This is a genomic window from Chryseobacterium sp. SIMBA_029 (assembly GCF_046535275.1).
Lineage (GTDB): Bacteria > Bacteroidota > Bacteroidia > Flavobacteriales > Weeksellaceae > Chryseobacterium.
Window position 1 is genome coordinate 1 of record NZ_JAWRXA010000698.1, and the last position, 246, is coordinate 246.

The 246-nt window shown below is 56.1% G+C and carries 1 pseudogene; it reads left to right on the top strand.

What is annotated here, in order from left to right:
* A pseudogene (locus tag SB679_RS25745) lies at positions 1–246 on the top strand (IS4 family transposase); the annotation flags it as partial.

The window sequence follows — 246 nt, forward strand, 5'->3', positions numbered from 1 at the left end:
GTGGCTCTCCTGAAGCGGCTGCGGAATGCCGCCGACTGGTTTGGCATACTTGCCGCACAAACACTTGCTGTACGCGCCGCAGTTACGGGTTGTACAAGCGGAAAGAGATTGCGTCTTGTCGATGGAACAGCAATCAGTGCGCCCGGGGGCGGCAGCGCTGAATGGCGACTACATATGGGATATGATCCTCATACCTGTCAGTTCACTGATTTTGAGCTAACCGACAGCAGAGACGCTGAACGGCTG